This is a genomic window from Nocardioides abyssi, from assembly GCF_030412915.1.
GTDB classification, from domain to species: Bacteria; Actinomycetota; Actinomycetes; order Propionibacteriales; family Nocardioidaceae; genus Nocardioides; species Nocardioides abyssi.
In genome coordinates, this window is the sequence record NZ_JAUHJR010000001.1 from 335797 (window position 1) to 362413 (window position 26617).

The 26617-nt window shown below is 74.5% G+C and carries 23 protein-coding genes; 9 read left to right on the forward strand and 14 right to left on the reverse strand.

The features are described 5' to 3' along the window. Positions 1–18 precede the first annotated feature (18 nt). On the reverse strand, positions 19–1152 hold the full coding sequence (locus QWY29_RS01625; protein WP_300958909.1) for a glutamate--cysteine ligase: 1134 nt from the start codon (positions 1150–1152) through the stop codon (positions 19–21). A gap of 77 nt (positions 1153–1229) precedes the next feature. After that, a complete protein-coding gene (locus QWY29_RS01630; protein ID WP_300958910.1) occupies positions 1230–1778 on the reverse strand; it encodes a ribonuclease FAU-1 family protein in 549 nt (182 codons plus the stop codon). A 23-nt stretch (positions 1779–1801) separates the two neighbouring features. Between QWY29_RS01630 and QWY29_RS01635 the strand changes: the two genes are divergently transcribed. Next, complete coding sequence (locus tag QWY29_RS01635) at positions 1802–3178, forward strand: threonine/serine exporter family protein (protein WP_300958911.1); 1377 nt, start codon at positions 1802–1804, stop codon at positions 3176–3178. Positions 3179–3182: 4 nt separating this feature from the next. Here QWY29_RS01635 and QWY29_RS01640 read toward each other — a convergent pair whose 3' ends face one another. Then, complete coding sequence (locus QWY29_RS01640) at positions 3183–4025, reverse strand: SDR family NAD(P)-dependent oxidoreductase (RefSeq protein ID WP_300958912.1); 843 nt, start codon at positions 4023–4025, stop codon at positions 3183–3185. Then, positions 4022–5605, reverse strand: a complete 1584-nt coding sequence (locus tag QWY29_RS01645; RefSeq protein ID WP_300958913.1) for a flavin-containing monooxygenase — start codon at positions 5603–5605, stop codon at positions 4022–4024. The genes QWY29_RS01640 and QWY29_RS01645 overlap by 4 nt, the downstream gene beginning before the upstream one ends. 42 nt (positions 5606–5647) lie before the next feature. On the opposite strand from QWY29_RS01645, the gene QWY29_RS01650 reads away from it, so the two are divergent. Next, entirely contained in the window at positions 5648–6253 is a 606-nt protein-coding gene (locus QWY29_RS01650) for a TetR/AcrR family transcriptional regulator (protein WP_439117375.1), read from the forward strand. A 7-nt stretch (positions 6254–6260) separates the two neighbouring features. Here QWY29_RS01650 and rocD read toward each other — a convergent pair whose 3' ends face one another. After that, complete coding sequence (gene rocD / locus QWY29_RS01655; protein ID WP_300958915.1) at positions 6261–7505, reverse strand: ornithine--oxo-acid transaminase; 1245 nt, start codon at positions 7503–7505, stop codon at positions 6261–6263. Between the two features lie 168 nt (positions 7506–7673). On the opposite strand from rocD, the gene QWY29_RS01660 reads away from it, so the two are divergent. Both QWY29_RS01660 and QWY29_RS01665 read left to right on the forward strand, forming a co-directional pair. Further along, positions 7674–8609, forward strand: a complete 936-nt coding sequence (locus QWY29_RS01660) for an SDR family NAD(P)-dependent oxidoreductase (protein ID WP_300958916.1) — start codon at positions 7674–7676, stop codon at positions 8607–8609. 7 nt (positions 8610–8616) lie between these two features. Beyond that, complete coding sequence (locus tag QWY29_RS01665) at positions 8617–10206, forward strand: phytoene desaturase family protein (protein WP_300958917.1); 1590 nt, start codon at positions 8617–8619, stop codon at positions 10204–10206. A gap of 167 nt (positions 10207–10373) precedes the next feature. Here the strand turns inward: QWY29_RS01665 and QWY29_RS01670 are convergent, their stop codons facing one another. The 6 genes from QWY29_RS01670 to QWY29_RS01695 all read right to left on the reverse strand — a co-directional run bounded on the left by QWY29_RS01670 (position 10374) and on the right by QWY29_RS01695 (position 15649). Further along, positions 10374–10538, reverse strand: coding sequence for a hypothetical protein (locus QWY29_RS01670; protein WP_300958918.1), 165 nt, complete (start codon positions 10536–10538; stop codon positions 10374–10376). Positions 10539–10636: 98 nt separating this feature from the next. Further along, entirely contained in the window at positions 10637–11257 is a 621-nt protein-coding gene (locus QWY29_RS01675) for a DUF3618 domain-containing protein (RefSeq protein ID WP_300958919.1), read from the reverse strand. Continuing rightward, positions 11233–11697: a phage holin family protein gene (locus tag QWY29_RS01680; protein WP_300958920.1), complete on the reverse strand. Its 465-nt coding sequence runs from the start codon at positions 11695–11697 to the stop codon at positions 11233–11235. Before QWY29_RS01680 ends, QWY29_RS01675 begins: the two co-directional genes overlap by 25 nt. Further along, positions 11694–12464, reverse strand: coding sequence for a hypothetical protein (locus QWY29_RS01685; protein ID WP_300958921.1), 771 nt, complete (start codon positions 12462–12464; stop codon positions 11694–11696). Before QWY29_RS01685 ends, QWY29_RS01680 begins: the two co-directional genes overlap by 4 nt. Before the next feature lie 133 nt (positions 12465–12597). Continuing rightward, positions 12598–14046, reverse strand: a complete 1449-nt coding sequence (locus QWY29_RS01690; protein ID WP_300958922.1) for a glycosyltransferase family 39 protein — start codon at positions 14044–14046, stop codon at positions 12598–12600. A 19-nt stretch (positions 14047–14065) separates the two neighbouring features. Next, complete coding sequence (locus QWY29_RS01695; protein WP_300958923.1) at positions 14066–15649, reverse strand: FAD-dependent oxidoreductase; 1584 nt, start codon at positions 15647–15649, stop codon at positions 14066–14068. 94 nt (positions 15650–15743) lie between these two features. Between QWY29_RS01695 and hrpA the strand changes: the two genes are divergently transcribed. From hrpA to QWY29_RS01710, 3 genes are all read left to right on the forward strand, one after another. After that, complete coding sequence (gene hrpA / locus QWY29_RS01700; RefSeq protein ID WP_300958924.1) at positions 15744–19658, forward strand: ATP-dependent RNA helicase HrpA; 3915 nt, start codon at positions 15744–15746, stop codon at positions 19656–19658. 10 nt (positions 19659–19668) lie between these two features. Beyond that, positions 19669–20262 carry a hypothetical protein gene (locus QWY29_RS01705; RefSeq protein ID WP_300958925.1) on the forward strand — a complete coding sequence of 198 codons (594 nt, stop codon included), beginning with the start codon at positions 19669–19671 and terminating at the stop codon, positions 20260–20262. An 80-nt stretch (positions 20263–20342) separates the two neighbouring features. Continuing rightward, a complete protein-coding gene (locus tag QWY29_RS01710; protein WP_300958926.1) occupies positions 20343–20960 on the forward strand; it encodes a type II toxin-antitoxin system PemK/MazF family toxin in 618 nt (205 codons plus the stop codon). On the opposite strand, the gene QWY29_RS01715 is transcribed toward QWY29_RS01710, so the two are convergent. Further along, positions 20857–21672 (reverse strand): hypothetical protein, encoded by an 816-nt coding sequence (locus QWY29_RS01715; RefSeq protein WP_300958927.1) that lies wholly within the window; start codon positions 21670–21672, stop codon positions 20857–20859. The genes QWY29_RS01710 and QWY29_RS01715 overlap by 104 nt on opposite strands. A 110-nt stretch (positions 21673–21782) precedes the next feature. On the opposite strand from QWY29_RS01715, the gene QWY29_RS01720 reads away from it, so the two are divergent. Next, a complete protein-coding gene (locus tag QWY29_RS01720; RefSeq protein ID WP_300958928.1) occupies positions 21783–23183 on the forward strand; it encodes an extracellular solute-binding protein in 1401 nt (466 codons plus the stop codon). Between the two features lie 153 nt (positions 23184–23336). Here the strand turns inward: QWY29_RS01720 and QWY29_RS01725 are convergent, their stop codons facing one another. Together QWY29_RS01725 and QWY29_RS01730 are read right to left on the reverse strand one after the other, a co-directional pair. Continuing rightward, positions 23337–24674: an HRDC domain-containing protein gene (locus tag QWY29_RS01725; RefSeq protein WP_439117376.1), complete on the reverse strand. Its 1338-nt coding sequence runs from the start codon at positions 24672–24674 to the stop codon at positions 23337–23339. Next, the gene (locus QWY29_RS01730; protein ID WP_300958929.1) at positions 24671–25306 is read right to left on the reverse strand and encodes a DUF3000 domain-containing protein; all 636 of its coding nucleotides are present in this window, start codon (positions 25304–25306) and stop codon (positions 24671–24673) included. The genes QWY29_RS01725 and QWY29_RS01730 overlap by 4 nt, the downstream gene beginning before the upstream one ends. 69 nt (positions 25307–25375) lie before the next feature. Here QWY29_RS01730 and hemE point away from each other — a divergent pair, with 69 nt between their 5' ends. After that, complete coding sequence (gene hemE, locus QWY29_RS01735; protein ID WP_439117377.1) at positions 25376–26437, forward strand: uroporphyrinogen decarboxylase; 1062 nt, start codon at positions 25376–25378, stop codon at positions 26435–26437. Positions 26438–26617: the final 180 nt, after the last annotated feature.

A 26617-nucleotide genomic window follows, 5' to 3' on the forward strand; every position in this document is an offset into this window, starting at 1 on the left:
AGCCGGCGGGGCCGGAGGTCAGCGACCGAGCCCGTCGCGCAGCTCGGTGACCACCGAGTCGACGACCGCGACGAGGTCGCCGGAGGACTCCTCGGCCACGGCCCGCTGCCGCTGGTAGGACGCGCCCCGGACCGGGATGTCCGCGACCGAGGCCAGCTCGGCCGAGCAGCCGAGCCGCTCGGCGGTCGGCTCGAGCCGGACGAGCAGGTCGGCGAGGTCGTCGGTGACCAGCCGCTCCTGGGAGTCGGCGTCGAGGATGACGATGGCGTCGAGGCCGTAGCGGGCCGCGCGCCACTTGTTCTCCTGCACGTGCCACGGCGGCATCGTCGGCAGCGTCTCGCCGGCCGCCGCACGGGTGTCGAGGTCGACGACCAGGCAGTGGCACAGCGCGACGATCGCGGCCAGGTCGTCGAAGGAGGAGACGCCGTCGCAGACCCGGTTCTCCAGGGTGCCGAGGTGGGCGGCGGGCCGCACGTCCCAGCGGATCTCGTTGAGCTCGTCGATGACGCCGGTCTGCAGCTGGTCGCCCGCGAAGGCCTCGAACTCCGACCAGTGCTGGAACTGGAAGGGCAGTCCCGCGGTCGGCAGCTGCTGGAACATCAGCGCCCGGTTGGAGGCGTAGCCGGTGTCGACGCCGGCCCAGATCGGTGAGGACGCCGACAGTGCCTGCAGGTGGGGGTAGTGGTTCAGCAGCGAGGAGAGCACCGGCATCACCCGGTCGCGCTCGGGCAGGCCGACGTGGACGTGCACGCCCCAGATGAGCATCTGCCGGCCCCACCACTGGGTCCGGTTGATCAGCTCCTCGTAGCGGTGGCCCTCGGTCAGCTGCTGCGCGGTCCAGGTCGCGAACGGGTGGGTGCCGCCGCCGTACAGGTCGACGCCCAGCTCGTCGGCGACCGGCACCACGACCTCCAGGGCGCGCCGCAGCTCCTCGACGGCCTCGCCGACCGTCGAGCAGACGCCGGTGACCACCTCGATCGTGTTGCGCAGCAGCTCCTTGTGCAGCTGACCGGGGTCGGGCAGCCGCGCCTGCGCCGCGGCGAGCAGCTCGGAGGCGCCGTTGACCAGGTCGCGCGAGCCGCGGTCGACCAGCGCGAGCTCCCACTCGACGCCGAGCGTCGGCTCGGGGGAGGGCCGGAAGTCGATCCGCACGACACCAGCGAAGCACACCCGCCCGAACCGCAGCCGATCTCGATGGCGAGTTCCCAACGCCAGCTTCCAGGGCCGGCTCAGAGCCGGGCGAGCCAGGCGCGCGCGGTGGTGCCGTCGTACGGCGGGTGGCCGGCCGCCGCGAGCGCGTGCACCCGCTCGCACGACGCGACCGCGAGCGTGCAGACGTCGTCAGGGTAGGCGAGGGCCACCCGGTGCTCGGCGAACTCGTCCTCGTCGTCGACCCACGTGCGCCCGGTCAGCCCGCGCAGCACGTCGAGGTCGAGGTCGACGGCCCGCAGCGTCGCGCCGTCCCAGACCGGCGGGGTGGTGATGTCGACGTACGCCTCGAGCGGTCCGCCCGCGCCGTGGAAGGTCGCGACCCACGCCCGGTCGAGGTCCGGGCCGGGCGCCGGGACGAGCACGACCTGGTCGGTGGGGGCGACGTAGGTCGCCCCGGGCCGCTCCAGGGTGGTGCCGGCGGGCAGGCCCAGCCAGTCGCCGTGGTGGTCCGAGCCGAGCACGACGGCCGCGAAGGTCCAGTGCGGGCGGTCGCCCCACTTGGTCATCGCGACGACCGCCCGGGAGCCGGCCGCGGGGGCGGGCGGGGGAGCCTCCGGCAGCGACATGCGCCCTGTCTAGCATCGGCGCCATGTCGGCGTCGGAGGAGTCCTCGGTCCGCACCTACACCCAGACCCTGGACCTCAGCCTGCGCATCGGCGAGCTCCTGCTGGCCTCGGGGGCCGGCGCCGCCGACGTCACCGCGACGATGCAGGCGGTGGCCCGCGCCCTGGGCCTGCGCAACGTCGACGTGGACATCACCTTCACCTCGCTCTCGGCGAGCTTCCAGCCCGTCGCCGACGAGCCGGCGATCGTGCAGCTGCGCTACGTCAAGCAGCGCGCGATCGACTACGAGCACCTCACCCAGGTCGACCACCTCGTCCGCGAGCTGCTGCGGCAGGAGATCGACCTCAAGGAGGCGCGCAGCGCGCTCGGCCGGATCACCTCCTCCGGCCACGACCGGCCGCGGTGGGCGATCACGCTGGGCTGGGGCCTGATGTGCGGCGGTGTGGGCCTGCAGCTCGGCGGTGACCTGGCGGTCGTCGTCATCGCCTGCTTCGCCGCGATGGCCATCGACCGGCTGCAGCTGCGGATGTCGCGGCGGCGCTACCCGTTCTTCTACCAGCAGGTCGCCGGCGGCGGCATCGCCACCGTCATCGCGCTGGCGGTCGCCGCGACCCCGCTGGCGCTCGACCCCTCGCTCGTCGTGACCGCGAACATCATCATGCTGCTGGCCGGCATCGGGTTCGTCGGTGCGCTCCAGGACGCGCTCACCGGCTTCTACATCACCGCCGGCGCGCGGCTGACCGAGGCGCTGCTCGCCACCGCGGGCATCATCGCCGGCGTCAGCGGCGGCATCAGCCTGGCGGTCGCCGTCGGGGTCGAGGTCCCGCAGCTGGACCCCGGCACCGGCAACCTCTCCAGCGTCGCCTGGACGATCCTCGGCTCGGCGATCGCCGCGGCCGGCTTCGCCTGGTCCTCCTACGCCCCCAAGCGCAGCATCGTGCCGATCGCGCTGGTCTCCGCGGTCGCGATGGGCATCTCCCAGTCGATCGCCGCTCCCGGCATCGGCCGCGCCTGGTCGGTCGCGCTGGCCGCGCTCTTCGTCGGGCTGGTCGCCTACACGGTCGCCGGCCGGCTCCGCGTGCCGCCGCTGGTGGTCGTGGTGTCGGCCGTCGTCCCGATGCTTCCGGGCCTCTCGATCTACCGCGGGCTGACCCAGCTCGCCGAGGGCGGCGACTCCACCAGCGCCGGCCTGCTGGCGATGGTCACCGCCGCCTCGGTCGCGATGGCGCTGTCGTCCGGGGTGATCCTCGGTGAGTACGTCGCGCAGCCGGTCAAGCGCGAGGCCGCCCGGCTCGAGAGCCGGCTGGCCGGCCCGCGGCTCGTCGGCCCGCTGCGCACCCGGCCCGACGGGTCGCAGCGCACGCGGCGCTCCCGTCGGAACCGGGCCGAGGCCTCGGCCTGAGACCTCAGACGACGGTGGTCTTCGCCGGCAGCACCTTCTTCGACACCTTCGCCACGACGTCCTGGTAGCGGGCGCCGGCCAGCTTGCCGAACCAGTGCAGCGCGTGGGCGTCGGAGCCGACCAGCACGCGCGACTTGTCGGAGAGCACGCCGGCGACGATCACCTCGGCGGCCTTCTCCGGCGTCGTCTTGGCCAGCTTCTTGTCGAAGAACGACGCGGTGCTGGCCTGGTCCTCGCGCGAGGAGACCCGCGCGTTGCGGGCGATCGCGGTCTTGATCCCGCCCGGGTGGACGACCGTCACGCCGACCCGGTGGCCGGCGGCCAGCATCTCGATCCGCAGCGCCTCGGACATGCCGCGGACGGCGTACTTGGTCGCGTTGTAGATCGACTGGCCCGGCATCGAGACGAGCCCGAAGAGCGAGGACAGGTTGACCACGTGGCCGTCGCCGGAGGCGATGAGGTGCGGCAGGAACGCCTTGGTGCCGTTCAGCACCCCGGAGAAGTTGATGCCGATGATCCAGTCGATGTCGGGCCAGTCCAGGTCGACCAGGTCGCCCGCCAGCGCCACGCCGGCGTTGTTGACGACCACGTTGACGCGGCCGTGCTGGTCCGCGACCGAGTCGGCGTACGCCGTCATCGCGTCGCGGTCGGCGACGTCGAGGCGGTCGGTGCGCACCTCCCGGGCGCCGGCGGCGCGGGCCTGCTCGGCGGTCTCGGCGAGGCCGGCCTCGTCGACGTCGGACAGCGCGAGCAGCGAGCCGCGGCGGGCGCAGTCGAGCGCCAGCGCGCGGCCGATGCCGGACGCGGCGCCGGTGATCACGACGACCTTGTTCTCGAGCGTCTTCATGCGGGGACGTCCTCCATCTGTGTGGCGGGGGCCGGGGTGGGTGCACCGCGCACGGCGTACGCGGCGGTGTCGAAGGCGCGCAGCGCGGCGCGGAAGCCGAAGGTCGTGCGCGGCCAGAGGGTGGTGTTGCGGCCGTGCTCGTCGAGGTACCAGCTCGAGCAGCCGCCGCGGTGCCACACGGTGCGCTTCATCCGCTGCTGGAGCCGGGAGTTCCAGCGGGCGGCGACGTCCTCGCGGGGCTCGACGGCGGCGTACGCGTTGAGCCGCATGGTGCGCAGCGCCTCGCGGAGGTACTGCACCTGCGACTCGATCATGAAGACCATCGAGGAGTGGCCGAGGCCGGTGTTGGGGCCGACCAGCAGGAACAGGTTGGGGAACTCCGGCACGGTCGTGCCCTTGTACGCCGCCATCCCGCTCTCGCGCCAGCGGTCGGCGAGCGTGCGGCCGCGGCGGCCGACCAGGTGCTCGGTGATCGGCAGGTCGGTGGTGTGGAAGCCGGTCGCGACGACGATGACGTCGACCTCGCGCTCCACCTCCCGCCCGGTGCCGTCGGTGGTGACGACCGAGGTGGGCCTGACCCGGGCGATCCGGTCGGTCACGAGCTCGACGTTGTCGGCGTCCAGGGCCGGGTAGTAGGCGTTGCTGATGAGGACCCGCTTGCAGCCGAGCGCGAAGTGCGGCGTCACCCGCTCGCGCAGGTCCGGGTCGCTGATGCCCCGGGCGATGTTGGCCTCGGCCAGCTTGCGCGCCGGGAACGCGATGCCCGGCGCGAAGGTGAACGCCGGCACGTAGGTCTCGCGGGCCCAGTAGACCCCCGTGCGGTAGGCGCGCTGCAGGCCCGGCAGGTGACGCAGGGCCGCGCGCTCGAGGGCGGAGTAGCGGCGGTCGCTGCGCGGGATGACCCACGGCGCGGTGCGCTGGTGCACGTCGAGCCGTGCGGCGACCTTCTGCACCTCCGGGACGATCTGGATCGCCGAGGCGCCGGTGCCGATGACCGCGACCCGCTTGCCGGTCAGGTCGACGTCGTGGTCCCACCGGGCGGAGTGGAACAGGTGGCCCGCGAACGAGCCGATCCCCTCGATGTCGGGCAGCCGCGGCTCCGACAGGCCGCCGGCGCCGACGACGAGCGTGCGGGCGGACCAGGTCTCGCTCGCCCCGTCCCGGGTCGCGCGGACCGTCCAGCGGGCGGCCTCGTCGTCCCAGGTGGCGTCCTCGACGCGTGTCCCGAAGCGGAACCGGTCGAGCGTCCCGGACTCGCGGGCCACCCGGCGCAGGTAGGCCTGGATCTCCGGCTGCGGGGAGAACGACGAGGTCCAGTCGGGGTTGGGCGCGAAGGAGAACGAGTAGAGCTGGCTCGGCACGTCGCAGGCGGCGCCGGGGTAGGTGTTGTCGCGCCAGGTGCCGCCGACGTCGTCGCCCTTCTCCAGGACCACGAAGTCGTGCTCGCCGTCCTCGGCCAGCTTGATCGCGGTGCACAGCCCGGCGAACCCGGCGCCGACGACCAGGTGGTCGATCTCGCGCACGGTCGGCTCGGCGGGGGAGGGGCGGCCGGCGGCGACCTCGTCCAGGGTCTGGCTCATGGGCGGTCACGCTATTGCCACTATTGAACGAGCGTCAATAGAATGGTGCTCGTGACGGCACCCACACGCACCCGCCTCGCGCCCGAGCAGCGTCGCACGCAGCTGCTCGACCTCGGCGTGCGGCTGCTCGCCACGCGCTCGCTCGACGAGCTGTCGATCGACGTGCTCGCCGAGGAGGCCGGGATCAGCCGCGGCCTGCTCTACCACTACTTCGGGGGCAAGCAGGCCTTCCACGAGGCCGTCGTCCGGCACGCCGCCGACGACCTCATCGCCCAGACCGCCCCGCCGGAGGGCGGCGAGCCGGTGGAGCGGCTGCTGACGTCGGTGACGGCGTACGTCGACTACGTGGTCGCCAACCACGCCGGCTACCAGTCGCTGGTCAAGGCGGCCGCGAGCGGCAACGACGTCCTGCGCGAGATCTACGAGGACGCCCGCTCCGCGCTCACCGGCCGGATCTTCACCGAGGACCCCTGGGGCGACCTGATCCCCGACACCCCGGTCAACCGGCTGCTCGTCCGCGGCTGGTCGGCGATGGTCGAGGAGCTGGTCCTCGCCTGGGTCGCCGACCCCGGCGACGTCCCCCGCGAGCGGCTGCTCGAGCTCGCCGCCGCCTCGCTGCCCGCGCTGGTGGAGTCCGCCGGGGCCTGACCCCGGCTCAGCCGGCGAGCGGCCCGGAGGAGACGACGTCGGCGAGCTGGTCGAGGCCCCACTCGAGGTCCTCGCGGCTGACGACGAGCGGCGGGGCGAGGCGGATCGTCGAGCCGTGGGTGTCCTTGGCGAGCACCCCGCGGGCCATCAGCGCCTCGCAGACCTCGCGGCCGGTGCCGACGGTCGGGTCGATGTCGACGCCGGCCCACAGCCCCCGGACGCGTACGCCGACGACGCCCCGCCCGAGGAGCGACTCGAGCCGCTCGCGGAGCACGACGCCGAGCTCGGTGGCACGTGCCTGGTGCTCACCGGTGGCGAGCATCTCGACGACGGCGTGCCCGACGGCGCAGGCCAGCGGGTTGCCGCCGAAGGTGGAGCCGTGCTGGCCGGGGCGGAGCACGCCGAGGACCTCGCGGTCCGCGACGACGGCCGAGACGGGGACGATGCCGCCGCCGAGCGCCTTGCCGAGGACGTAGATGTCCGGCACGACGTCCTCGTGGTCGCAGGCGAAGGTGCGGCCGGTGCGGCCGAGGCCGGCCTGGATCTCGTCGGCGGCCATCAGCACGTTGGTGCGGGTGCACAGCTCGCGCAGCCCGCTGAGGAACCCGTCGGGCGGCAGCACGACGCCGCCCTCGCCCTGGATCGGCTCGACGAGCACCGCGACGGTGTCGTCGTCGATGGCGGCCTCGACGGCCGCGAGGTCGCCGTAGGGGACCGCGACGAAGCCGGGGGTGAACGGTCCGAAGCCGTCGTGGGCCTCGGGGTCGTCGGAGAAGCCGACGATCGTGGTGGTTCGGCCGTGGAAGTTGCCGGTGAAGACGATCATCTTGGCCCGGCCGGGGGTGACGCCCTTGACCTCGTAGCCCCACTTGCGGGCGACCTTGATCGCGGTCTCCACGGCCTCGGCGCCGGTGTTCATCGGCAGCACGAGCTCCTTGCCGCACAGGTCGCCGAGCGCGGCGCAGAAGTCGGCGAACCGGTCGTGCACGAACGCGCGGCTGGTGAGGGTGAGCCGGTCGAGCTGTTCGTGGGCGACCCGGAGCAGGTCGGGGTGGGCGTGCCCGAAGTTCAGCGCGGAGTAGCCGGCCAGCAGGTCGAGGAACCGGTTGCCCTCCACGTCGGTCATCCACGCGCCCTCGGCGTGCTCGACGACCACCGGCAGCGGGTGGTAGTTGTGCGCGGTCCGCTCCTCCGCGCGCTGGAAGGGCGTGCGGGCGGTCTCGGCAGCGGCGCTGTCGGCGAGTGTGGTCATCGTGCCTCCTTCGGGTCGCTCCCAGATTGTCAGACAATCTGACGAACGTCCGCATCGGCGGGAGATTTCGTGTCGCTCGATCGTGCGCGGACGTCAACGAGTGGCCAAACCGGCGCGGGGCGGACTCCTACGGGGATGGCGCCCCGACCGCCCGGGTATCGGGCGCCCATGAGCAAGCCACGTCCCGGGGACGTCGTCGTCATCACCGGAGCCTCCAGCGGGATCGGCCGCGCGACCGCGCTCGCCGCCGCGCCGGAGGGCGTCCACCTCGTCCTCGCCGCCCGGGGGGTCGGCTCGCTGGACCTCGTCGCCGCCGAGTGCGACGACGCCGGGGCCGCCTCGACGATGGTCGTGCCGACCGACGTCGGCGACGACCGGGCGGTCGAGGCGCTGGTCGACGCGGTGCTCGCGCGCCACGGCCGGATCGACGTCTTCGTCAGCGCCGCCGGCGTCGTCGCCTACGGCCGCACCGAGGAGGTGCCCCAGGAGGTTTTCGACGGCGTCCTGCGCACCAACCTGCTCGGCAACGCCAACGTCGCGCGCCACGTCGTACCCGTCCTCCGCGGGCAGGACTCCGGCACGCTCACCATCGTCGGCTCGGTCATCGGCCACATCGCGGTGCCGGGCATGACGGCGTACGCCGTGAGCAAGTGGGGCGTCCGCTCGCTCGCGCGCCAGCTCAAGCTGGAGAACGCCGACAAGAAGGGCGTCACGATCTCCTACGTCGCGCCTGGCGGCGTGGACACCCCGATCTACCAGCAGGCGGCCAACTACGACGGCTTCGAGGGCCGCCCGCCGCCGCCCACCGCGAGCCCCGAGCGGGTCGCCGAGCAGGTCCTGTCCCGGATCGGCCGCGAGGGCGCACGGCCCCAGCTGCTGCTGACCAACGAGGTCATCCGGTTCGGGTTCAGCGCGCTGCCGTTCGTGTACGACGCGATCATCGGCCCGTTCTTCCGGCACGGCGCGATCGACCGGCTCCGGCCCGTCGAGCCGCACCCCGGCAACGTGCTGGCCCCTAAGCAGAGCGGCAACAAGCTGCACGGCGACCAGGGCAACGCGGTCATCGGCATCGCCCGCAACGTCCTGACCCACCTGCGCGGGTGACGCGGGGGTGAGCGAGACCTACGACGCCGTCGTGGTCGGCGCCGGCCCCAACGGGCTGGTCGCCGCCAACCACCTGCTCGACCAGGGCTGGTCGGTCCTCGTGCTCGAGGCCCAGCCCGACGTCGGGGGCGCGGTCCGCAGCGACCGCGAGGTGCACCCGGACTACGTCCACGACACCTTCAGCGCGTTCTACCCGCTGGCGGCCGGCTCGCCGACGATCCGGTCCTTCGGGCTGGAGGACCACGGGCTGCGCTGGTCGCACAGCCCGGCGGTCCTCGGCCACTGCCTGCCGTCGGGGGAGTGGGCGACGCTGCACCGCGACCGCACCGTCACCGCTGCGCTCATGGACGCCCAGCACCCCGGCGACGGCGACGCCTGGCTGCGGCTGTGCGAGACGTGGGACCGGATCGGCGACCAGGTCGTCGCCGCGCTGCTGACGCCCTTCCCGCCGGTGCGACCCGCGCTCGGCGCGCTCGCCCGGCTGCCGCGGGTCGGGGGGCTCGAGTTCGTCCGCGACCTGCTCATGCCGGTCGTCGACCTCGGTCGCCACCGCTTCGGCGGCTTCGCCCCGCGGATCCTCCTCGCCGGCAACGCCGGCCACTCCGACATCCCCCTCGGCGCCCCCGGCTCGGGCCTGATGGGCCTGCTGCTGACCATGCTCGGCCAGACCGTCGGCTACCCAGTGCCGGAGGGCGGCGCCGGGATGCTCACCCAGGCGATGGCCTCCCGCGTCCGGTCGCTCGGCGGCACGATCCGCTGCGACGCCGAGGTGACGCGCGTCGAGGTCGAGCGCGGCCGGGCCGTCGGCGTACGCACCCGCGACGGTGAGCGGTACGCCGTGCGGCACGCCGTCGTCGCCGACGTCGCCGCGCCCCACCTCTACGGCGGGATCGTCGCCGCCGACGACCTGCCCGCCAGCACCATGCGCAAGATGGAGTCCTTCGAGCTGGACCCCGGCACCGTCAAGGTCGACTGGGCGCTCGACGGGCCGGTGCCGTGGAAGGTCGAGCCGCCGCACGCGCCCGGCACCTTCCACGTCGCCGACTCGGTCGAGCAGATGGCCGAGGCGCTGCACCACGTCAACGCGCGGACGGTGCCTGCCAAGCCGTTCATGCTCGCCGGCCAGATGACGACCGCCGACCCGACCCGGTCCCCGGCCGGCACCGAGTCGTTGTGGGCCTACACCCACGTCCCGCAGGACGTCGCCCGCGACCTCGGCGACGACCCGGTCACCGGCCGGTGGGACGAGGGGGAGTGCGAGCGGTTCGCCGACCGGATGCAGGCGCGCCTCGAGGAGCTCGCCCCCGGCTTCGGGTCGAAGGTGGTCTCCCGCCGCGTGCTCGGCCCGCACGAGATGCAGGCCCGCGACGCCAACCTCATCGGCGGCGCGCTCAACGGCGGCACCTCCCAGCTGCACCAGGAGCTCGTCTTCCGACCGGTCCCGGGCCTCGGACGCTCCGAGACGCCGGTCAAGGGGCTCTACCTCGGCTCGGCCTCGGCCCACCCCGGCGGCGGGGTCCACGGCGCCTGCGGCATGAATGCCGCCCGCGCGGCCGTCGCCCACCGGCGCGTCCGCCGGATCGTGCGCGGTCGCTGACGGCGTACGCCGCCCGGCCGCCCTCGCTCCGGGGACCCCCCCGCCCGCGACGCAGCAACGGGGTCGTGTGCCTGAGGACGCGCCATGACGCGTCCTCAGGCACACGACCCCGTCATCGCGCGCGGTCGGGACCCCAGTCGGGACCCCAGTCGAGGCCCCAGCCGGGCTCAGCCCTGGGAGAGGCCGGTCTCCTCGCCGGAGCCGGCCTCGGCGCCGAGGCCGTCCTCGTCGGACCTCGCGTCGAGCTCGTCCTGGACGTCGGCGATCTCCTGCTGCTCCTCGTTGCGCTCGGTCCCGGCCTGGTCGTCGTGCTCGGGCGTCTGCTCGCTCATCGGTCCTCCTGGGACGTGTCGGTCGCTGGGTGGTGCGGACGTACGAAGCGGCGGTACCCCGTGGGGCACCGCCGCTCTCGTGGAGGTGGGTCGGGGGATCAGCCCTGGACGTCGGAGCGGACGTTGTCCGCCGACGACCGGCCCTCCTCCTTGACGCGCTGGGCCGACTCGGTCGCCGACTCCTTGACGTCCTGGGCGACCTGGGTGGCCTGCTCCTTGACGTCCTGGGCGAGCGACTGGCCGGCGTCGCGGGCCTCGTCGAGCAGCGGCTGACCCTTCTCCTTGGCCGTCTCGATCGTCGAGTGCGCGAGGTCGGCCTCGGCCTTCGTCGACGGGATCAGCGAGGAGATCACCAGGCCGGCGCCGAAGGCGACCAGCCCGGCTGCGAGCGGCGAGCCCTGCACCTGGTTCTGGGCGCTGCCGACGGCCGAGGAGGCCGCGCCGCGCACGTCGGGGGTCGACATGTCCGAGGTGCTCGGCACCGCGCCGGAGACGCTGCTGCCGGCGCTGCTCGCCTTGTCCGCGACGGTGTCGCGCACGTCGGAGGCCGTGCCCATGATCTTGTCCCGCACCCCGGCGACGCGGCCGCGCGCGGCCGCCTTGCGCCGCTCGACGATCGCCGAGGGGCTCACCCGGTCCTGCAGGGCGTCGAGGTCGCCGGCCATCCGGGCCCGGGTGTCCTCGATCTGGCTGTTCAGCTCTTCTGCGCTCTGGCCCATTGGGCGTCCTCCTTGAGGGTCTGCTGCGTCTTCGGCAGCTGCGGGTTGCTCTCCTTGAGGGCCTTGCGGCCGGTGAGTGCGAGGACGCCGGCGACGATCGCCCACACCGCGGTCGCGATGAGCGCTGCCACCTCGAGCGGCATCCAGTTGTCGAGCAGGAACATGAGCGTCAGCGTCAGGAAGAGCAGGGTGAAGTAGCCGGCCAGGCCGGCGCCGCCGAGGAGGCCGGCGCCCTTGCCAGCCTTGGCGAACTCCTCCTTCATCTCGACCTTGGCCAGGTCCATCTCCTGCTTGATCAGCGTCGTCAGGTCGTTGGTGACGTCGCCGACGATCTCGCCGAGGCTGCGCTCGTCCGAGGCGCCCGGCGGCACGGGACCGGTCGGCTGCCCCTTCGGCTGGGCGTCGGGGTCGTGCACCGGCTGGTGCGTCGGCTGGGTCACGGCCGGTCCTCCGAGCTCAGGCCGCCACCGCTGTAGCCGGTCTCGTTGCCGGACAGCTCCTCGCGCGACGGCTGGGTCGGCTGGCCCGGGGACGCGCTCGGCATCGGCGGGTTGGTCGTCGGCGCGCCGGTGGGCGGCGTCACGTCGTCGGCGCCGGCGGGGACCACCGGCTGCGCGGTCGTCGTGGTGCCGGTGCCGGTCGAGGTGCCCGTCGAGGTGCTCGTCGAGAGGCCGGGCGTGGTCGGCGTCGTGGGCGGCGTGGGCACGGCCGGCGTGCTGGGCGCGGCGGTCGCGCCGGCGATGCCGTCACCCGCCCCGCGGAGCAGGCGGCCGGCGACCACGCCGGCGGCGAGCGCGCCGAGCAGGAAGGTGCCGGGGCGCTGGCGGGCGAAGCGGCGTACGTCGTCGAGCAGCTCGCCCGGCTCGCGGCCGTCGAGGCGGCTGCTGAGCGAGCGGACCTGCTCGGCCGCCTGGCGGGTGAGGTCGGTGGCCAGGCCGGCGGGCGCCTGCTGGGCCATCCCGTCGAGGTCGTCGCCGAGGCTGCCGAGGGTGCCGACGAGCTTGTCGCGCTGCGTGCGCGCTTGCTCGTGGGCCTGGCCGGTGGCCTGGCCGAGGGCGTCGTTGAGAACGTTCCTGGCCTGCTGGGCCGCCTCGCCGGCGACCTGCTTGGCCTCGTCGGCGGCGGTGCCGGCGACGTGGCGCCCTTCGTCCGCGGCGGTCGACGCGGCCTGCTGCGCGCGGTCGGCCGCGCTGGTGTCGGTCGTCATCTGGTTCCTCCCGGATCGGGTCGATGTACCCGCTCCGGTAGCCCCTGTCCAGACCACTCATCCTCACCCCTGGGAAGGGGGATGAGGCCGGCCGATCGGGGCACCCGACCCGGTCAGGTGCCGGACGGCCCGGTCAGCCCAGCCGCCGCAGCTCCGGCCACCGGGCGGACCACCCGCCGACGGGGTCGCGGCAGACGAACACCGGCCGGCCCTGCTCGTCGTTGTCGAGGTCCACGCCGTTGTCGACCCGGGTCACCTCGACCAGCGAGCCGCACCACGCCTCGAGGTCGGCCTCGGGGTAGCCGAGGACGACCGCCGGGGCGTCGTCGACCGCGGGCGGGCCGAGGTCCCACAGGGAGTTGTGCCCGGAGTGGAGGGGCGTGTCGGGGAGCCAGCGCGCGACGGCGCCGGCCTGCCCGTAGTTGCCCGTCACGACGACCGCGCCCGGCCCGGCCTCGGCCAGGCCGGCCTCGACCGCGTCGACGAGCGCGGGCCACCCGACGGTCTCGCCGGCGTCGTAGTTGACGTCGACGACCGGCGTGGCGTGCAGCTGCGCGGCCGGCACCACCGGCAGGAACAGCACGGCACCGACGACCGCGCCGACGACGAGCCCGGCGCCGAGCACCGAGCGGCGCACCCGGGCCGCCCCGCGGCCGGCCCAGGCGACGACGTCGATCGCGCCGGCGGCGAGCAGCGGCACGTAGGCGGGCGCCAGGTAGTAGGGCTTGCCGCCCGTGGCGGTCACGACGACGGCGAGCACGACCCAGGTGACCAGGAGCCACCGCTGCCCGGGCGAGCGGGCCAGCCGGACCGCGCCGACCACCGCGAGCACCACGCCGACCGGTGGGCCGACCAGCCCCGGCTGGGTCGCCCACAGCTCGACCAGGCCCGTGCTGGTGCCCGAGCCGCCCGCGGCGATCGCCTCGGCGAGCTCGAGCTGGGGCCAGCCGTGCGCCTGCTGCCACAGCAGGTTCGGCGCCCACAGGAGCGCGGCGAGCAGCCCGGCGGCGTACAGGTGGGGCGAGCGGAACGGGTGCCGCGGCCCGGCCACGAGCAGCGCGACCACGACCGCCCCCGCGAGCAGGACCGGCAACGTCTTGACCTGCAGCCCGACGCCGAGGAGCAACCCGGCGGCCCACCACCAGCGCGGGGCCTCCAGCGCGCGCAGCACGAGGAGAAGGAGACCCACCTGGACGAGCAGGTCGTACGTCGAGGTGGAGACCAGGTGCCCGACGGCGAGGGTGACCGGGGCCAGGCCGACGACCACGGCGGCCAGCACCTGCGCGGCCGCACCGGCCCCGAGGCGACGCGCGACGAGACCGGCCAGCCAGGCGGTCGCACCCGCGGCGAGCGCCGACGGCAGCCGGAAGAGCCACAGGTGGCCGCCCGTCACGCCGTCCCACAGGTGGGCCAGCACCGGCACGAGCGGCGGCTGGTCGACGTACCCCCACGCCGGGTGGCCGCCCACCAGCACGAAGTAGAGCTCGTCGCGGTGCGGCCCGTAGCCGCCCGCCGCGACCAGCAGGAGCGCGGCGACGCCGGCCGCGACGAGCGCGAGCCGACGGGTGGCGGGTGCGGGCACGGCGTGACCCTAGAGCGGCTCAGCCGTCGAGCAGGTCCCGCACCGCCAGCGACGCGAACACCATCGCCGAGCCCAGCGGCGCGCCCGGCCCGGGGTAGACGCCGCCGAAGAGCGACGCGGCCGCGTTGCCGGTGGCGTAGAGGCCGACCATCGGGGTGCCGTCGATGCGCAGCACCCGGCCGGCGGCGTCGGTGACCAGCCCGCCCTTGGTGCCCAGGTCGGAGAGGACGAAGCGGGCGGCGTGGTAGGGCGGCTGGTCGCACGGGGTGAGGGCCTTGTTGGGTCCCTGGCCGCCGGCGAAGAACGTGTCGTACTCGTCCTCGCCGCGGCCGAAGTCCTCGTCCACCCCGCTCGCGCAGAAGCCGTTGAACCGCTCGACGCTCGCCGTCAGGGCGTCGGCGGGCAGCCCGGTGGCCTCGGCCAGCTCGGCGAGCGTGTCGGCGCGCACCCATGTGCCGGCCGCGAGGTGGGCGTCGTGGTCGCCTTCGGGGATCGCGATCGCCGGCAGCCGGCCGCCCTCGCGGGAGTCGAAGACGAACCACGACGGGATCCGCTCGGGCGCCTGCGCCATCACCCGCCCGAAGCGGTCGTAGGGCAGGCACTCGTTGCCGTAGCGCCGACCCGTCTGGTCGACCATCAGACCGCTGCGGAAGCCGAGGGTGAACGCGCCCGCGCCGTCGGGCTGCTCGAGCCCGGGGCAGAACCAGCCGAGGCCGGAGTAGTCGCTCGCCGCACCGATCGCCTCGGCCGCCGTGATCGGCTCGCCGAGGTTGGTGCCCTCCGGCGCCATCGTCCACGCCGCCGACCCCGGTACGCCGTGCTCCTCGCGCGCCGCGTCGTTGCGCTCGAAGCCGCCCGACCCCAGGAGCACCCCGCGCCGGGCGCGGACCTGCACCGGCCCCTCGGCGCTCATCCCGACCACGCCGACGACCCGCGTCGACCCGTCGGGGCCCTCCTCGCGGAGCAGGCCGGTGACCGGCAGGCCGGTGCTGACCGTGCCGCCGTCGCGGACCAGCATCGCAGCGAGCCGGGCCACGAGCGCCTGGCCGCCGGTCAGCGTGCGCCGGCCGGGCTCGCCGACCCGGTCGCGCTCCACCGGCGGACGGACCCAGGCGGCCACCTGCTCCGGGAGGTCGTCGCGGCGCACCGCGGACGGCTGGATCGACCGGCCGCCGGGGACGCGGCCGGGGGCGTCGTAGTACTCCGCGAACGGCACCCACTCGAAGTCCATCAGCTCGTCGGACTCCAGCTCGGCGACCAGCTCGGGGGCGTGGGCGAGGAACGCCTCGACCTTCGCGGGGTCCGGGTCCTCCAGGATCGCGCCGAGGTAGCTGCGCGCGCCCTCGGTCGAGTCCGGCAGGCCGGCGCGCTGCTGCACCGCGCTGCCGGGCAGCCAGCAGGCACCGCCGGAGTAGGCGGACGTGCCGCCGAGGAGGCCGGTCCGCTCGAGCACGACGACCGAGAGACCGGCCCGCGCCGCGAGGACCGCCCCGGTCAGGGCGCCACCCCCGGACCCGACCACCACGACGTCGTACTCCTGGCTGTCCTGCCCGGTGCTGTCCCAGCTGTCCTGCCCGGTGCTGTCCTCAGGGGTGCCGATCACCGGGGGATCGTGTCGGGTAGAACGTGTTCTACGCAACCGGTCGTCCCGATCTGGGGTGCGCCGGCGACCAGGCGGCTGGGATGATGGGGCGGTTGTGGAGATCACCTACCCGCCGGAGCTGCCGGTCACCCAGCGCCGCGACGACATCGCGGCCGCGATCCGGGACCACCAAGTCGTCATCGTCGCCGGCGAGACCGGCTCGGGGAAGACGACCCAGCTGCCGAAGATCTGCCTCGAGCTCGGCCGCGGCGCGGGGCGCGCCGGCGGCGGCGGGCTGATCGGGCACACCCAGCCCCGGCGGATCGCGGCGCGCTCGGTCGCGGAGCGGATCGCGAGCGAGCTCGGCACCGAGCTCGGCGGCCCGGAGAGCCCCGTGGGCTACCAGGTGCGCTTCACCGACCGCACGTCGAAGGCGACCCGGGTCAAGCTGATGACCGACGGCATCCTGCTCGCGGAGCTGCAGCGCGACCGGATGCTCAAGAAGTACGACACGATCATCATCGACGAGGCGCACGAGCGCAGCCTCAACATCGACTTCCTGCTCGGCTACCTGCGGCGGCTGCTGCCCAAGCGGCCCGACCTCAAGCTGGTCATCACCTCCGCGACCATCGACCCCGAGCGGTTCGCCGAGCACTTCGCCGACCGCCGCGGGAAGCCGGCGCCGATCATCGAGGTCAGCGGACGCACCTTCCCGGTCGAGGTCCGCTACCGGCCGCTGCTGGAGCTGCCGGAGAACGACGACGAGGGCGAGCCGATCGTCCGCGACCAGACCGAGGCGATCGTCGACGCGGTCAAGGAGCTCTCCGCCGAGGGGCCCGGCGACGTGCTCGTCTTCCTGCCCGGCGAGCGGGAGATCCGCGACACCGCCGACGCCCTCGCCGAGCTCACCACCTCCACCCGCGGCGGCGGACTCGAGGTCGTGCCGCTCTACAGCCGGCTCTCGGCCGCCGAGCAGCACAAGGTCTTCGCGCCGCACACCGGGCGCCGGGTCGTGCTGGCCACCAACGTCGCGGAGACCTCGCTGACCGTGCCGGGCATCCGGTACGTCGTCGACACCGGCGTCGCGCGCATCTCGCGCTACTCCCTGCGCACCAAGGTGCAGCGGCTGCCGATCGAGCCGGTCAGCCAGGCCTCGGCCAACCAGCGCTCGGGCCGGTGCGGCCGCGTGGCGGCCGGCATCGCGATCCGGCTCTACTCCGAGGAGGACTTCGAGGGGCGCCCGGAGTTCACCGACCCCGAGATCCTGCGCACCAACCTGGCCAGCGTCATCCTGCAGATGGCCAGCCTCGGCCTCGGCGACCTCGGGCGGTTCCCGTTCGTCGAGCCGCCGGACCGGCGCAACGTCACGGCCGGCGTGCAGCTGCTCGAGGAGCTCGGCGCGCTGACGCCCGAGCAGCCCGGTGACCAGCAGGGTGGGTCGGACAAGCAGGGCGGGTCGGACAAGCAGGACCCGCGCCGCCGTGGCCCGCGGCTGACGAAGCTGGGCAGTCGGCTGGCCCGGCTGCCGATCGACCCGCGCCTGGGCCGGATGGTGCTGGAGGCCGAGCGGCTCGGCTGCGTCCGCGAGGTCGTCGTCATCGCCGCGGCGCTGTCGCTGCAGGACCCGCGCGAGCGCCCGGGTCCGGACCACCCCGCCGAGCAGGCGCGCGCCGACCAGCTGCACGCGCGCTTCAAGGTCGAGGGCAGCGACTTCCTCACCTGGCTGGAGCTGTGGCGCTACCTCAAGGCCCAGCAGCGGGAGCTCAGCAGCAGCGCGTTCCGCCGGATGTGCCGTGCCGAGCACCTCAACTACCTGCGGGTGCGGGAGTGGCAGGACTTCGAGTCCCAGCTGCGGCAGGTCTGCAAGGAGATGGGCATCGACGTCGGCCACCCCGCCGACACCCCCGACGCCGACGGCATCCACCAGGCGCTGCTCTCGGGCCTGCTCTCCCACATCGGGGCGCTCGAGGAGCGCGACAAGAAGGAGAAGGCCGGCGAGCGACGCCGCGGCCCGCGGGAGTACCTCGGTGCCCGCGGCGCCCGCTTCGCGGTGTTCCCCGGCAGCGTCGTGGCGCGCAAGAACCCGGCGTACCTCATGGCCGGCGAGCTCGTCGAGACCAGCCGCCTGTGGGCCCGGCAGAACGCCGCGATCAAGCCGGAGTGGGCCGAGCGGCTCGGCGGCGACCTGGTCAAGCGCACCTACAGCGAGCCGCACTGGAGCCGCAAGCGCGCCGCGGTGATGGCCTACGAGCGCGCGACGTTGTACGGCGTGCCGCTGGTCGCCGACCGGCTCGTGTCCTACGGCAAGGTCGACCCGGTCGTCTCGCGCGAGCTGTTCATCCGCCACGCGCTGGTCCAGGGCGAGTGGCACACGAGGCACCCGTTCGCCGCCGAGAACAAGCGGCTGCTCGAGGAGGCCGAGGAGCTCGAGCACCGCGCCCGACGCCGCGACATCGTCGTCGACGAGGAGACGCTCTTCGACTTCTACGACGCACGCGTGGGGCCCGACGTCGTCAGCGGTGCGCACTTCGACCAGTGGTGGAAGCAGGAGCGCCGCCGCCGGCCCGACCTGCTGACCTTCGACCCCGCGATGCTCACCCACGGCACCGCCGAGGAGGTCGACGAGGCGGCCTACCCCCAGGAGTGGCAGGCCGAGGGGCTGACGTTCTCGATCAGCTACCACTTCGAGCCCGGCGCGGCCGAGGACGGCCTGACCATCGACGTGCCGGTGGCGACCCTCAACCGGGTCGGCGCCGAGGACTTCTCCTGGAACGTCCCCGGCCTGCGCGAGGAACTGGTCACCGAGCTCATCCGCAGCCTGCCGAAGAACCTGCGCGTCAGCTTCGTGCCGGCCCCCAACAAGGCCCGGGAGTTCCTCGCCGCCGTCCCGCCGGGGGAGGAGCCGCTGCTCGACGCGCTCGAGCGGTGGTGCCGGGCGACCACCGGCGTGGTCGTGCCGCGCGAGGCGTGGGACTGGGCGAAGGTCCCCGAGCACCTGCGGCCCACCTACCGCGTCGTCGACGACGCCGGCCGCGAGCAGGCGCGCGGCAAGGACCTCGAGGCGCTCAAGGCCCCGCTGCGGCCCCGCTTCCGCCAGGCGCTGGAGGAGGTCGCCACCGACAGCGGCCTGACCCGCTCCGGGGAGACCACCTGGGTCTTCGGCACCATCGACCCCTCCTTCACCCAGAAGCGCGCCGGGCACGAGGTCAAGGCCTACCCCGCGCTCGTCGACGAGGGCTCGACGGTCGGGCTGCAGGTCCACGGCTCCGCCGACGAGCAGGAGGCCCGCCACCGGCTCGCCGTCGTCCGGCTGCTCCTGCTCGGCACGCCCTCGCCGGTCAAGGCCGTGCTCGACGGCCTCACCAACCACGAGAAGCTCGCGCTCGCCGGCACGCCGTACCCCTCGGTCGCCGCGCTCCTGGAGGACTGCCGCCGCGCGGTCGTGCTCGACGTCGTCGACGCCCGGCCCGCCGCGCGCGACCAGGCGGCGTACGACGCCCTGCGCGCGGTCGCCGCGCACGACCAGGAGGCGCGCGTGCGCGCGGTGGTGCACGACGTGATCCGGGTGCTCGACCTGTGGCGGCAGGCCGACAAGGCGCTGTCGGGTCGGGCCGAGATGACGATGCTGCCGGCGCTCTCGGACCTCAAGGCCCAGCTCGCGCGCCTGGTGCACCCCGGATTCGTCGGCGAGGCCGGCGTGGCGCAGCTGCGGTCCTACCCGCGCTACCTGCAGGCGATGCTGCAGCGCCGCGCCCGTCTGGACGAGGGGTACGCCGCCGTCGACCGCGACCGCCGGCTCATGGACCAGGTGGCCGACCTGCAGGACGCGTGGTTGCACGCGACCGCGGCGCTGCCCGAGGGGCGGCCGCCAGGCGCCGCGCTGCGGCAGGTGCGGTGGCTGCTCGAGGAGTACCGCGTCTCGCTGTGGGCCCAGCAGCTCGGCACCCCCGTGCCGGTCAGCGACCAGCGGATCCGCAAGGTGCTCGCGGCCGCGAGCGGCACCGGCCAGGGAGCTGGGGCCCGGGCGTAGCCTCGGGCGGGTGAGCCGCCAGCACCACCGCCCGATGACCCCGGGCGCGGGCTTCTTCGCCGAGATCGTCGGCGGGGCCGACCCCGCGCTCGTGACCGAGGCAGCCGACCGTGCCGCCGTCCTGCTCGTGCGGGGTGCACGACAGAGCGAGGACTCCGCGGTCGCGGGCCGGCTGCTGCGGCTGGCCGAGGACGAGGGCATCGAGACCATCGCCGAGGTGTGGTCGGGCGCGCCGGCCGACTCCATCGCCGGCTGCCTGTGGCGGCTCTTCCTGCTGCGCTCGTGGGTGCACGCCGAGCCGGTCGCCGTCGCGCGGGAGTACGACGCAGGGCGGGCCCGCGCCCAGGTCGCCCGGGTCGTCGCCGGCGTCGCCGACCCGCCGGGCCCCGAGCAGCTCAAGGCGATGGTCGACGAGGTGCTGGCCGGCATCGCGACCAGCGACTTCGCCGACGTCCTGCTGCGGGCCGCGGCTTTCGCGCGCGTGGTCGCCACCGGACGGGCCCACCTGCCCCACGTCGAGGAGGCGGCCGTGCGCCGGATGCTCGTCATGGCCGAGCAGCTGGAGGCCGCCGGTCACCTCGAGCTGGCCTCGCGGCTCCAGTAGGTCGTTACAATGGACATCGAGCACGTCGGACCGTGGCAGCCCCGGGTCCCAAAATTAGCCGCTACGAGCGGCCACGCGCCGTGAGGCGCTCCCGGTCCGGCGTGCTCTCCACCCTCCGGGGCGTCGCCCGTCGGCTGCCCGCCCGGGTGACCGCCCGCGTCCCTGCCCGGGTGCCGCTGCCGCGGTTCGTCCACGCGCCGCGCGCCGACGGCCGCGCCGACCCGGGCGAGGTCGTGTGGGCCTGGGTGCCCTACGAGGAGGACGCGAGCCGCGGCAAGGACCGCCCGGTGCTGGTGCTCGCCCGCACCGGCTCGGGCCCCGACGAGCGGCTGCTCGCGCTGATGCTGACCAGCAAGGACCACGACCGCGACGCGGCCGACGAGGCCCGCTGGGGCCGGTACTGGATGGACGTCGGCACCGGCGGCTGGGACCGGCAGGGCCGGCCCAGCGAGGTGCGGCTCGACCGGCTGCTGGTGCTCGACCCGTCGGCGGTGCGCCGCGAGGGCGCGGCGCTGGCCCGCGGCACGTTCGACGCGGTCGTCGCCGCGGCCACGCCCTACCTGGCCGCCGACTTGTCCGGCGACCCGTCGGGGCTCAGGACGCCCGGAACGTCGCAGCGATCCGGCGGACCGCCTGGCGGGCGGGGTTCCGGCCGGCCGGCCAGCGGCGCTCGTCGGTGGCGACCTCGACGACGCTGACCCAGCTGCCCTTGCGGACCACGCCCAGCGCCGTGGCGCGCGGGCCGTCGGCCGACCGCGCGCCGTACGTCGCGGCGTACACGGTCCCGAAGCCGGTGCGCACCGGCACGTCGACGGCGTCGCCGACCTTCGCGCTGGGCCGGGGGAGCCGCTCGGCGCAGTCCGCGCGCCAGGCCATCAGCACCTCGGCGGCACGGTAGGCCGACGAGCGGTCCGCGAACTTCCCGAGCACCTGCACGGCCGTCGCCGACCCGTCGGCGGTGGTGAACCGGCGCTCGGTCGTGCGCACCGCGCCGATGTCGAACAGCGACGCCTTCTGGCAGGCGCCGACGGGCTCGGAGCCGTCGCCCCTCGCCGCGCTGGTCCACGGCAGGTCGTCGGCGACCGTCGGCATCCGGGTGGCGTCGAGCAGGTGGGTGCGCGCGGGGCGGCCCAGCAGCGGCTGGGGCGGCAGCGGCACGAGCGTGCGCTCCGGCCGGGCGGTGCGGCTCGGCTCCCCGTCGTCCCCGTCGTCCGCGGTGGGGCTGCTCGCGGGCGGCGAGGCGGTCCCGGTCGCGCTCGCGACGGCGTCCGGGCTCGCGGGTGTCCCGGCCGCGTCCGGTCCGCCGTCGTCACCGCCGCTGCAGGCGGAGAGGACCAGGGTGAGGGCGAGGACGGTGGGTGCGAGGGCGGGCAGGAAGGCCTGCCGGGGTGCTCGGGGAAGGCGGGGCACGCTGCATCGTAGGCAGCCGGGACGGTCGGTAGGGTGACGGCGCGCCCCGGGACGCCGGGGCGTGTTGCTGTGACGTGGGCCGCCCGGCGGCCGGAGCGAGGAGGCGTGCCGTGCGGCTGCGACGGGGACGGCGGAGCACCCGGGCCGGGGTGGCCACCCTGGTGGTGCTGGCGCTCGGGCTGGGCCTGGGCGCGTGCACCGAGGACGGCGACCCGCCCGCTCCCGAGCCGACCCGTGCCGCCCCGCCCGTGCGCCTGCTGTTCGGTGTGTGGGGCGCCGACGAGGAGGTCACGGCGTACCAGGCGATGGTCGACACCTACAACGACCGCTCCGAGGACAGCCAGGTCGAGCTGCGCTCCTGGGACGACCGCGAGGACCTCGCGGACGCGCTGCGGGCCGGCGGCAAGGTGCCCGACGTCTTCCTGACCTCGCGCCGCGACCTGCGCTGGCTGGTCGAGGAGGGGCTGACCCAGCCCGTCGACGAGCTGCTCGACGAGCGCGGCACCGAGTTCGGCGACAACTACTCCCGCGACGCGCTGCGGGCGTTCTCGGCCGACACCCGGCTGCAGTGCATGCCGTACGGCGTCTCGCCCACCGTCGTCTTCTACAACACCCGGCTCGTCGACTTCGAGAAGATGCGCAACCGCGAGCTGCCCGCGCCGAGCGACCCCGACGACACGCGCTGGTCGTTCGAGGAGTTCGTCACCGCGGCCGACTTCGCCACCCGCCCCCGCAAGAAGGTTCGCGGGGTGCACGTCGAGCCGACGCTCACCGGGCTGGCGCCCTTCGTGGAGAGCGGCGGCGGCTCGGTCTTCAACGACGAGACCGACCCCACCTCGACGGCGTTCTCCAGCGACGGCAGCCGCGAGGCGCTGACCCGTGCGCTGGAGCTGCTGCGCAACCCGCAGCTGACCCTCACCGACAGCCAGCTGCAGCGCGCCACCCCGCAGGAGTGGTTCGAGCGCGGCCGGCTCGCGATGATGACCGGCGACCGCTCGCTGGTGCCGCAGCTGCGCCAGGTGCCGGGGCTGCAGTTCGACGTGATGCCGATCCCGACGCTGGGCTCCTACGCCACCGTCGGCGACATCACCGGCCTGTGCCTGTCCAAGGCCGCGGCCAGCACCGCCGAGGGCGCCGACTTCCTCGTCCACGCCACCTCGACCGAGGCCGTCGCCCGCGTCGTCCGCGCCGGCTACCTCGTCCCGGCCAACCTCGAGGTCGCCTACTCCGACGTCTTCAACCAGCCCAGCCGGCTGCCCGCGCACGCCTCGGTGTTCACCGACTCCATCCGCGCGCTGCGCGTCCCGCCGCTGCTCTCGACGTGGGACGAGCTCGAGACCGCCGTCCGCGACGACATCCGCTCGCTCGTGACCTCCGCCCCCGCGCTCGACCTCGAGGCCGTCACCGAGCAGATCGACCTGGACTCCCAGCGGGTGCTCGACCCGGACTTCGAGGAACCGACCGAGTCGCCCTCGCCCACCGACGAGGAGTCGGAGGAGTCCGAGGAGTAGGTCCGGACCTCGCGATCGGGTCATCGGGCGGTGAGGTTCATCGGCTGGCCGATGAACCTCACGGTGGGACGATGAAATTTCAGCGGCCTACCGACAGCTTCATCGGCTGGCCGATGAAACATCTGCCGCGCCGCTGCTCCTTCAGCCCTGAGGTCAGTCCTGCGGGGCGGCCGCGCGGGCGTCGGCGTCGAGGATCGCGCGGGTGAGGACAGGCGCGGCGAGGGCGACCTGCCAGGAGCGGGCGCCGTACCCCTGCAGCACGCCGGCGACGGCGTCGAGCAGGTCGCCGGGCTCGCGGGTGGTGGGCGGGGTCCACAGGGTGCGGCGGAGGTAGTCGGGGGTCAGCAGGTTCTCCACCGGCAGCCCGTGCTCCTCGGCGAGCGCGGACATCGCCTCGCGGGCCAGCTGCAGGCGGTCGGCGGCGACGGGGTCCTTCTCGGCCCACGCGCGCGGCAGCGGCGGGCCGTCGCCGCGCGGGGCGCGGGTCGGCAGGTCGGCCTCGTCCATCTCGGAGACCTCGCGGAGCGCGGTGATCCAGCGGTTGGCGTACCGCTCCGCGCCGCGGCCGTGGAAGCCCTTGGTCGACAGCAGCGCCGCGCGGTCGGTCGGCATCGCGGTGGCCGCGGCGATGATCGCGGCGTCGGGGATGATCCGCCCGGGCGTCACGTCGCGCTGCTCGGCGATCTGGTCGCGCAGCTCCCACAGCGCGCGGACGGCGCCGAGCGCGCGGCGTCCGCGGACGCGGTGCAGGCCCGACGTACGCCGCCAGGCATCGACCCGCGTGGGCTGCTCGAAGCCGCGCAGGTGGTCGAACTCCTGCTGCGCCCACTCGTCCTTGCCCTGGGTGACCAGCTCGGCGGCGATCGCGTCGCGCAGCTCGACGAGCACCTCGACGTCGAGCGCGGCGTACTCCAGCCAGGGCTCGGGCAGCGGGCGGGTCGACCAGTCGACCGCGGAGTGCTCCTTCTTCATCGAGAAGCCGAGCACGGTCTCCACCAGCGTCGCCAGCCCGACCCGCGGGTAGCCGAGCAGGCGCCCGGCCAGCTCGGTGTCGAACAGCGCGGTCGGGGCCAGCCCGACCTCGGCCAGGCAGGGGAGGTCCTGGGTGGCGGCGTGCAGGATCCACTCGGTGCCCTCGAGCGCGTCCTGCAGCGGGCGGAGGTCGTCGAAGGCGATGGGGTCGACGAGCGCGGTGCCGGCGCCGTCGCGGCGCAGCTGCACGAGGTAGGCGCGGCTGGAGTAGCGGTAGCCCGACGCCCGCTCGGCGTCGATCGCGACCGGCCCGGTGCCGGCGGCGATCCTGGCGCATACCTCGGCGAGCGCCTCCGCGGTGTCGACCACCGGCGGCAGGCCGTCGCGGAGGGTCAGCAGCGGCGAGGGGGGTGCCTCGTCCTGCGCGGTCTCCTCGACCTGCCCGGCGCCATCGGTCTCGACGGCTTCGACGGTCTCGGCGGTCTGGTCAGCGGCCTGCTCGGGCCCTCCGACCGTCACCGGCCCGGGCCGCGCTGACCGCGGCGGCTCGGCATCACGCTGACACCCTCGGGGACGGGCGGCAGCCCGACCGCGGTGCACAGCAGCTCGCCCCAGGCCTCGACGTGCGGGCCGACGTCGAGCGGCGTGCCCGGCACGGCACCGTCCGGCACGCAGGGGGTCCACGACGCGCGGACCTCGAGCTGGGCGGTCCCGCCCTCGTCGGACATCCCGCCGAAGCTCTCCGTCGCCACGCGGGTCACGGTGCCGGAGGCCATGGCGTACGTCGCCCCGTGGGCGTCGAGCGCCTCGGTCAGCCACGACCAGCCGACCTCGGCGAGCATCGGGTCGCTGACCATGTCGACCTCGATCTCGGCCCGCGCGTAGGCCACGCACCGGAAGGTGCCGTCCCACGCGTCGTTGCCGTCGGGGTCGTGGAGCAGGATGATCCGGCCGGTGCCCACGTCGACGCCGTCGACGGTCACGTCGGCGCTCAGGGCGGCGGCGTACGGCGCGATCCGCTGGGGTGCCGGCATCTCCTCGCAGAAGACCTCCGGGCGCAGCCGCGCGGTGCGCATGCTCGCCACGGCGTCCCGGAACTCCGCGGGGCTCACCGCACCCGTGCCCGGGTGCGTCTCCTGACGCACGACCATGGGGCCACAGTAGGTCGCCGCCGTCGAACCGATGTGCGAACACGCCGGAGCGGATGGGAGGCTTGTAGCGTGAGCAGCGCCGCCCGCACCCCCGACCGCCACCCCGGACTGCACGACAGCGCCTTCCTCAAGGCCGCCCGCGGGGAGGCCGTACCGCACACGCCGGTCTGGTACATGCGGCAGGCGGGCCGCTCGCTGCCGGAGTACCTCCGCGTCCGCGAGGGCATCGGCATGCTCGAGTCCTGCATGGATGCCGACCTCGTCACCGAGATCACGCTGCAGCCCGTGCGGCGGTACGGCGTCGACGCGGCCATCTTCTTCTCCGACATCGTCCTGCCGCTCAAGGCCGTCGGGGTCGACCTCGACATCAAGCCCGGCATCGGGCCGGTCGTCGCCTCGCCGGTGCGGACCCTCGCCGACGTCGAGGCCATCCCCGACCTCACGGCCGAGCACGTCCCGTTCATCACCGCGGCCGTCCGTGCCCTGGTCGGTGAGCTCGGCGCGACGCCGCTCATCGGCTTCGCCGGCGCGCCCTTCACCGTCGCCTCCTACCTGGTCGAGGGCGGTCCGTCGAAGGAGCACGCCAAGACCAAGGCGATGATGTTCGGGGCCCCCGACGTGTGGGACGCCCTGATGCGCAAGATCGCCGGCATCGCCGCGGCGTACCTCACCGTCCAGGTCGAGGCCGGCGCCTCCGCCGTCCAGCTCTTCGACTCCTGGGCGGGCGCGCTCACCCCGGCCGACTACCGCCAGCACGTCATGCCGCACTCCACCCGCGTGCTCGCCGCCGCCGGTGAGCTCGGCGTGCCGCGCATCCACTTCGGCGTCGGCACCTCGAACCTGCTCCCGCTCATGGGCGAGGCGGGTGCGGACGTCGTCGGCGTCGACTGGCGCACCCCGCTCGACTCCGCGATCCCGCTCGTCGGGGACCGCGGTGTCCAGGGCAACCTCGACCCCACGCTGGTCTTCGCGCCCACCGACGTGATGACCGCCCGCGCCGCGGAGGTCATCGAGGCCGGCCGCGCCGCGAAGGGCCACATCTTCAACCTCGGCCACGGGGTCATCCCCTCCACCGACCCCGCCCAGCTCGAGCGGCTCACCGAGTTCGTGCAGTCCTACCCGCTGGACTGACCCGGCTGGACCGGCTGCCCACGGGCATGCCGCTGGTTGAGGAGGTTGCGCTGGCAACCGTCTCGGCACCCGGTGACCGTGGTCGCTGCCCTGCACCGCTCGCCGGGTTTCGACACGGTCGGCGCTGGGGCGCCTCCCGGCTCAACCAGCGGGGCGCTCGACGCCCAGGCCGGGTCACCC

Bases quoted from the DNA above. Each gene is read 5' to 3' on its own strand.
- QWY29_RS01630 (WP_300958910.1), bottom strand. From the start codon at position 1,778: ATGTCGCTGCCGGAGGCTCCCCCGCCCGCCCCCGCGGCCGGCTCCCGG.
- QWY29_RS01640 (WP_300958912.1), bottom strand. From the start codon at position 4,025: ATGAAGACGCTCGAGAACAAGGTCGTCGTGATCACCGGCGCCGCGTCC.
- QWY29_RS01660 (WP_300958916.1), top strand. From the start codon at position 7,674: ATGAGCAAGCCACGTCCCGGGGACGTCGTCGTCATCACCGGAGCCTCC.
- rocD (WP_300958915.1), bottom strand. From the start codon at position 7,505: ATGACCACACTCGCCGACAGCGCCGCTGCCGAGACCGCCCGCACGCCC.
- QWY29_RS01675 (WP_300958919.1), bottom strand. From the start codon at position 11,257: ATGGGCCAGAGCGCAGAAGAGCTGAACAGCCAGATCGAGGACACCCGG.
- QWY29_RS01730 (WP_300958929.1), bottom strand. From the start codon at position 25,306: ATGGTCGTGCGTCAGGAGACGCACCCGGGCACGGGTGCGGTGAGCCCC.
- QWY29_RS01670 (WP_300958918.1), bottom strand. From the start codon at position 10,538: ATGAGCGAGCAGACGCCCGAGCACGACGACCAGGCCGGGACCGAGCGC.
- QWY29_RS01645 (WP_300958913.1), bottom strand. From the start codon at position 5,605: ATGAGCCAGACCCTGGACGAGGTCGCCGCCGGCCGCCCCTCCCCCGCC.
- QWY29_RS01685 (WP_300958921.1), bottom strand. From the start codon at position 12,464: ATGACGACCGACACCAGCGCGGCCGACCGCGCGCAGCAGGCCGCGTCG.
- QWY29_RS01650 (WP_439117375.1), top strand. From the start codon at position 5,648: ATGGTGCTCGTGACGGCACCCACACGCACCCGCCTCGCGCCCGAGCAG.
- QWY29_RS01635 (WP_300958911.1), top strand. From the start codon at position 1,802: ATGTCGGCGTCGGAGGAGTCCTCGGTCCGCACCTACACCCAGACCCTG.